The organism is Streptomyces sp. NBC_00306 (assembly GCF_036169555.1).
In the GTDB taxonomy this organism is placed as follows: domain Bacteria; phylum Actinomycetota; class Actinomycetes; order Streptomycetales; family Streptomycetaceae; genus Streptomyces; species Streptomyces achmelvichensis.
Window position 1 is genome coordinate 223,536 of the sequence record NZ_CP108032.1, and the last position, 6,000, is coordinate 229,535.

Here is a 6,000-nt window from a genome sequence, read left to right on the forward strand (position 1 = left end):
TACCCACAAGGCCCCTGATCAGGAAAGGCGTCGACTGTCGTCGAGTTCACGGTCGGTGGTCTCGGAATCTCAACCGGTGGATCCGGGAGTTCGTGATGGGGCAGGAGAACACCGTGAATCCAACGTAGAGCGGCCGGACTTGGTGTGCAAGAGTTCCGGCCGTCGCGCCAGATTCTTCTGTCCTGTCGACAGTACATCGGTGTCCCGGCCGCGGATTCAATTGACAGTTCCGCTCAATGCACCGGTAGCGTCGGTGACTTGACCCCTCCTCGCGATGAATCCGCGACGAATCACCGAAAGGGTGGATGTCAGATGTTCGTTCCCCGCCAATACCGAGAACCGCACCGGTCGTGGATGACCGACGTGATCCGCAACAATCCGATGGCATTGATGACGAGCAACGGTGTGGCCGACGGGGATTCACCCGGTGCGCCGTTCGCAACGCATCTGCCGGTCATTCCGAATCCGGAGACCGGTGGGGAATGGCCGGAGGACCTGTCGGGTACGACGCTGCTGGGCCATATGAACCGGGCGAATCCGCACTGGGCGGCACTGGGCACGGGAAGTCCGGTGCTGCTGGTGTTCACCGGTCCGCACGCCTATGTCTCGCCGACCGTGTACGGGACGACGCCGGCCGCACCGACGTGGAACTTCACCTCGGTGCATGTGCACGGTGTGATGGAGAAGCTGGAGTCACGGGAGGAGACGCTCGAGGTGGTGCAGTCCACCGTGCGGGCCTTCGAGGGCGACTTCGGTAACGGCTGGGACATGTCGGAGTCGATCGGCTACTTCCACAAACTGGCGCCCGCGGTAGGCGCGTTCCGGGTCCGGGTGGTGCGCGCGGACGGCATGTTCAAGCTCAGCCAGGAGCAGGCGGGTGAGGTGCGGGAGCGGGTGCAGCGCTCATTCGCGGAACGGGAGTGCGGCCGGCACCAGGCGACGGCGAAGCTGATGAGCGAGCTGCCGTGTGCACGGACCTGAGCCGGTCCCGCCGCCGTGGCGGCGGGGGGCGGAGATAGCGGCAGGGCCCGCACCCGGGGACGGGGGCGGGCCCTGCGGCCGGGTGAGGAGGGGTCAGGCGCTGAGGCCCGCTTCCCGGGCCAGCCGGCCCCGGTCCTCGGGTTCTTCCAGGGCGCGCCCGGCGGCACTGTCGAGGGTTTGCAGGACCCACTGTTCCAGGCCCAGTCCGGACTGTTCGGCCGCCTTGTGCCACCACTGCATGCGGCTGCCGGGCAGAGCGAGACGCCGGGTCGTCTCGAGCGGCACACTCCGGGGCTGGTCGCCACCGCGGGCGATGCGCAGCGCGGTGCGGAGCTGTTTGGTGGTCCAGGTGTTCTGCTCGGCGCGGTCGAGCCATGTCTCCTGCTCGTCGACGGGCAGGGACGCGATCTCGGCGTGGTGCTGGAACGTCAGGGCGGCCCGGCGCCGGCCGGTGGGGAACCGGCGGGCCACCCAGGCGTAATTGCGCAGGGTCTGGTACTGCAGCCCGGCGGCGCGGATGCCGCGCTGGTAGCGGTCGGTGTAGTGGTCCTTGCCGTAGACCAGCCAGTCACCGAGCCACCAGGAGGAGGAGTCGACGATGCCGGAGAGCTGGCGGCCCGCCTGCTCCCAGTCCTCGTAGGTCATGGCGCCCGGTATCTGCAGGGCCACCTTGGTGGTGAGGACCTGAACGCGGCGCGGCTCCTCGCCGCTGCGGCGCTGCGAGGACAGTGCCTGGGGGCGGCGGCGGAACGGGGCGACGTTCGCGCCGTCGAGGCCCGGGGTGCTGGGGGTGGTCATCGTGCCTCCTGGTGGAGCGTGAACGCGTGCGGGTGTCGCCGTCCGTTCCCGGACGGGCGGTGTTGTTCAGGGGTGCGGCAGCGGTGGTCGGATGCGGCTCGGTGCCGGTCACCGTCGCGTCGTGCGGTGCCTGGCTGTCCTGTCCACACCCGTCGACCACTCCCCCCGTTCGCCTCGACCACAAAACCTCCCACGTGCTGGCGGCCACCGGCCGGCTGGAAGGGCCGCCCCCGGCCGGGCGCATTGCTCGCGCGGGGACATCCCTCACTGACGTAAGGAATCGAACACCGAGCCGCGCAAGGGGGGCGCAACACGGCGGTGGGGGCGCCGTGTTGCGCACGTGTTGCGGGTGGAGGGGTTTCCTCGTCGGTGACGGTTCGCCGCACTCGCCGGCGCCGCGGGCATCCGCCGGGTGCGTGCGGCAGACCGTCGGGCACCGTGCCGGCCGGCCCTTGCGGGGCGGCGGTGCAGGGTGCCGCTCCCCCGCCATCGAGAACCCCGCCATCGAGAAGAGGCCCGAAGATGACCATCACCCATGCGCAGGCGTCCACCGAGAGGACCGGCGCCCGCACCGAGCAGGCGGCATCGCTCATCGGCGGTGCCCGCGAGCGGATCGACGCGCTCGACAACCGCATCATCGGTCTGATCCGTGAGCGGATCGCCTACTCGGCCATGATCCAGGACGCGCGGATCGCGTCGGGCGGCCGCCGGGTGAACCTCTCGCGCGAGACGCAGATCCTGTCCCGCTACAACGAGGCCCTGGGCAAGCCCGGCACCACGCTGGCATTGACGCTGCTGGAGCTGGGGCGGGGCCGTATCTGATCCGCCGCAGGGCAACGTGTCAGGGCCCGGCCGCAGTTGCGGCCGGGCCCTGACACGTTGCCCTGCGCTGTGGGGACGTGGCAGTGCCCTGCGGCCCGCCGGGAGGTCCGGCGGGCCGCAGGGCTCTTCTGTGGGTGTGAGGGCTAGGACCCGGTGACCGCGGCGGCGAGTTCGGCGATCGTCTGACGCCGGAAGACGTCCTTGGCGGAGATCGTCAGTCCAGCCTTGCGTGCCTGCGCGACCACCGTGATGCCCAGGATCGAGTCACCGCCCAGTTCATAGAAGTTCTCGGCGATGCCGACCTGCTCGACGCCCAGGACGTCGGCCCAGATGGCGGCGAGGACCCGCTCGGTGTCGGTGCGCGGTGCGGAGCCGCTGTCGGGGTCCGCGGTGTGCACGGGGGCCGGCAGCGCCTTGCGGTCGATCTTGCCGTTGGGGGTGAGGGGGAAGGCCTCGAGGGCGACAACAGCGGACGGCACCATGAACTCCGGCAGCCGGCCGGCGACGAACTCGCGCAGCTCGGTGGTCTCCACCCGGCGTCCCGCGGCGGGCCGTACATAGCCGACGAGGCGCTTGTGGTCGCCGTCCTGGAGGGCGATGACGAACGCGGCCTCGATGTCCGGGTGCTGGACCAGGACCAGTTCGATCTCGCTGGGTTCGATGCGGTAGCCGCGGACCTTGACCTGGTGGTCCACCCGGCCGACGTATTCGATGGTGCCCTGCGCCGTCCAGCGCACCAGGTCCCCTGAGCGGTACATGCGGTCGCCCGGTACGGCGGCGAACGGGTTGTCCAGGAAGCGTTCGGCGGTCAGTTCGGGACGGCCCAGATAGCCGCGGGCGACGCCGGGACCGGCGATGTACAGCTCGCCGACGACACCGATGGGCACCGGGTTCAGCCGTTCGTCCAGGACGTGGACGGCCGTGTTGGCGAGAGGGCCGCCGATCGGCACGGGGGTGGTGCCGTCGGCCTCGCGGACCTCGTGCCAGGTGGCGAAGGTGGTGGTCTCGGTGGGGCCGTAGACGTGCAGCAGGCGCTGCGGCGGGCGGGCCGCCAGGACCTGCGCGACCCGGGCGGAGTTGACGGCCTCACCGCCGAACAGGACGTGCCGCAGGGTGGCGAAGGCGCTCGGATCGGCGGCGACGACCTGGTTGAAGACGGCGGTCGTCAGGAACAAGGTGGTGATCTCGTGGCGGGTCAGGGCGAGCATCAGAGCGGCCGGGTCGAGCAGGGTGTGCTTGTCGATGACGACCAGACGGGCGCCGGTGACCAGCGGTGCCCAGATCTCGAAGGTCGCCGCGTCGAAGGTGGCGTCCGCGCCCTGAGCGACGACGTCGTCCTCGCGCAGCGCGACGTAGTCGGCGTTGCACACCAGGCGGGTGATCGAGCGGTGTTCGACCACCGTGCCCTTGGGGGTGCCGGTGGATCCGGAGGTGTAGATGACGTAGGCGGCATCCCGCGGCGAGACGCTGACGTGCGGCGCGTGCACGGGCTGCGCGGCCAGTGCCTCGCGCTGTTCGTCCAGGCAGATGGTAGTGACGGCGGTGTCGGGGAGCTTGCCGGTCAGGTGCCGCTCGGTCAGGCACACCGCCGCCCGGGCGTCGTCGAGCATGAAGCTCAGCCGGTCGCCGGGGTAGTCCGGATCGAGTGGCAGGTAGGCGCAGCCGGCACGCAGGACGCCGAGGAGGGCGGCGAACAGTTCGGGGCCGCGTGGCAGGCACACGGCGACGAAGGACCCCGGCCGCACCCCGCTGTCGAGCAACAGGTGAGCCAGCCGGTTGGCCCGTTCGTCGAGTTCGGCGTAGGTGGTGGTGACGGTGCCGTGGACGACGGCGACCGCGTCGGGCCGGGCGCGTACCTGGTCACCGACGAGGTCGTGCACGCCGCGGTGGGCGGGGAAGTCCCGCTCGTTGACCGCCCAGTCGGTGTTCACCAGGCGGTGCTCGTCGGCGTCCAGCAGGGGCAGGTCGCCGACGGGCCGTGCGGGGTCGGCGACCGCGGCGCCGAGCAGCACCCCCAGGTGCCCGGCCCAGCGTTCGACGGTGGCGGCGTCGAACAGGGCGGTGTCGTACTCCAGGACACCCGTCAGGTCGCCGGCGGAGGTGGTGGTGAACTCGACGGTGATGTCGTGGGCGGGGGCGGGCCAGGAAGGGTGGAACTCGCTGACGCGCGCGCCGGTCAGGGTGTACGCGGAGGGCGTCTCGCGCAGCAGCACCATGGCCTGCACCAGCGGGCGACCCGCCGTCCCGGAGCCTTCGGCGAGTTCGGAGACGAGTCGGCCGTAGGGCACATCCTGGTGCGAGAGGGCGTCCTGGACGGTGCGGACGCTGTCGGCGACCAGGTCGGCGAAGGGGGTGTCCGGGTGCACCGTCTGCCGCAGGACCAGGGGGTTGGCGAAGTGGCCGACCACGTCGTGCAGATGGGGGTGGGGACGGCCGGGGGCCAGGGTGCCGACCGCCAGGTCCTGCTGCTGGCTGTAGCGGGAGAAGAGGACCTGGCAGGCGGCGAGGAGGCCGTCGAACAGGGTGCCGCCCTGCTCGCGGGCAAGTCCGCCCAAGGCGTGGGCGACAGAGGCGGGCACACGGAAGTCGTGCCGGGCGCCGGGCGTGGTGCGTGCGGCCGGCCGCGGCCGGTCGGTGGGCAGGCGCAGTGTGGGCAGGTCGGCGAGCCTCTCACGCCAGCAGTCGAGCCGGGCGGCGATCTTGGCGTCGGTGAAGCGTTTGCGCTGCCAGGCCGCGTGCTCGCGGTAGTGGCCGGTGGGTGCGGGCCGGGCGGGCCGGCCGGTCAGCGCCGCCGTGTACAGCTCGGCCAGGTCGGCGCCGAGGAGGTCCTTCGACGCGCGGTCCACGGCCAGGGGGTGCAGGCACAGCACGAGGACATGCTCGCCGGCGGCGACATGAGCGTGCAGGACCCGCAGCACCGGGCCGGCCGCGAGGTCGAACGGTGCCGTGGCCAGCTGCCGTACCCGCTCCTCCAGCCCCGTCGCGTCGGAGCCGGTGAGATCGGCGAACTCCGGCTCGACGGGCCCGAAGAGGCCGGCAGGCCACACCCGCATGCCGGGAGCGCCGTCCACGGTGTGGTAGGTGGTGCGCAGCGGTTCGTGCCGGTCCACCAGCTGCCGCACCGCCTGGGCGAGCGCGGGGCCGTGCACCTCGCCGTGCAGACGCCAGCCGAGGACCACGGGCGGCTCGGCCGCCTGCGGTGGCCGCCGGTACAGCTCCTCCTGGCCCAGCGACATCGGCAGCACGGCCGGCACGGCCTCTGGCGGGACGGGGCGGGGGTGCGGCTGGTCGTCGAGCAGGGTGGCGGAGCCCGTCGTCAGGTCGGTCATCTCGTCGTTCCCTTCGCGTGGTTCGGGTGGCTCTCGTCGATGGCTGGGGGTCGTTCCGGGGGCGAGGGAC

General features: G+C 71.6%; 4 protein-coding genes. 2 read left to right on the forward strand and 2 right to left on the reverse strand.

All coding sequences use genetic code 11. The features are described from left to right. Positions 1-312: 312 nt before the first annotated feature. Positions 313-981, forward strand: a complete 669-nt coding sequence (locus OHA05_RS01045; RefSeq protein ID WP_328859485.1) for an FMN-binding negative transcriptional regulator — start codon at positions 313-315, stop codon at positions 979-981. Positions 982-1,074: 93 nt separating this feature from the next. On the opposite strand, the gene OHA05_RS01050 is transcribed toward OHA05_RS01045, so the two are convergent. Continuing rightward, positions 1,075-1,779, reverse strand: a complete 705-nt coding sequence (locus OHA05_RS01050) for an LmbU family transcriptional regulator (protein ID WP_313948362.1) — start codon at positions 1,777-1,779, stop codon at positions 1,075-1,077. A gap of 522 nt (positions 1,780-2,301) precedes the next feature. Here OHA05_RS01050 and OHA05_RS01055 point away from each other — a divergent pair. After that, a complete protein-coding gene (locus OHA05_RS01055; RefSeq protein WP_313948361.1) occupies positions 2,302-2,601 on the forward strand; it encodes a chorismate mutase in 300 nt (99 codons plus the stop codon). A gap of 143 nt (positions 2,602-2,744) precedes the next feature. On the opposite strand, the gene OHA05_RS01060 is transcribed toward OHA05_RS01055, so the two are convergent. Further along, positions 2,745-5,930, reverse strand: a complete 3,186-nt coding sequence (locus tag OHA05_RS01060) for a non-ribosomal peptide synthetase (protein ID WP_328859486.1) — start codon at positions 5,928-5,930, stop codon at positions 2,745-2,747. Positions 5,931-6,000: the final 70 nt, after the last annotated feature.

Bases quoted from the DNA above. Each gene is read 5' to 3' on its own strand.
- OHA05_RS01045 (WP_328859485.1), top strand. From the start codon at position 313: ATGTTCGTTCCCCGCCAATACCGAGAACCGCACCGGTCGTGGATGACC.
- OHA05_RS01050 (WP_313948362.1), bottom strand. From the start codon at position 1,779: ATGACCACCCCCAGCACCCCGGGCCTCGACGGCGCGAACGTCGCCCCG.
- OHA05_RS01055 (WP_313948361.1), top strand. From the start codon at position 2,302: ATGACCATCACCCATGCGCAGGCGTCCACCGAGAGGACCGGCGCCCGC.
- OHA05_RS01060 (WP_328859486.1), bottom strand. From the start codon at position 5,930: ATGACCGACCTGACGACGGGCTCCGCCACCCTGCTCGACGACCAGCCG.